General features: G+C 63.0%; 1 protein-coding gene. It reads right to left on the reverse strand.

All coding sequences use genetic code 11. The features are described from left to right. Positions 1–560 (reverse strand): nucleotide sugar dehydrogenase (locus AC07UR_RS33880; RefSeq protein WP_494700492.1); only part of this gene is annotated, 560 nt, incomplete at both ends.

Raw genomic sequence — 560 nt, forward strand, 5'->3', positions numbered from 1 at the left:
GCCGCGATCACCTTGCGGCCCATGGCGCGCTTGCGGTTGTCGTTGATCGCGACCGTTGTCTCGACCAGGCGCACGGGGCTGTCGAAGTCCTGGGCAGTCTTGACCAGCGCCAGCGTGTCCTTGGGGAAGCAGGAGCCACCATAACCTGGGCCGGCATGCAGGAATTTGCCGCCGATGCGGCCGTCGAGGCCGATACCGCGGGCCACATCCTGGACATTGGCATCGACCTTCTCGCAAAGGTCGGCCATCTCGTTGATGAAAGTGATCTTCATCGCCAGGAAGGCATTGCCAGCATACTTGATCAGTTCGGAGGTGCGGCGTGAGGTGAAGACCAGCGGCGCCTGGTTGAGGTAGAGCGGGCGGTAGACTTCGGTCATGACCTCGCGCGCACGCGCATCATCGTCGGCAAGGCCGATGACGATGCGGTCGGGACGCTTAAAGTCCTCGATCGCGGCACCTTCGCGCAGGAATTCCGGATTGGAGACGACCGCGAAATCCGCGTCCGGGTTGGTTTCGCGGATAATGCGCTCGACTTCGTCGCCGGTGCCGACCGGAACCGT

Source organism: Ensifer sp. GW821-FHT05G01 (assembly GCF_059419585.1).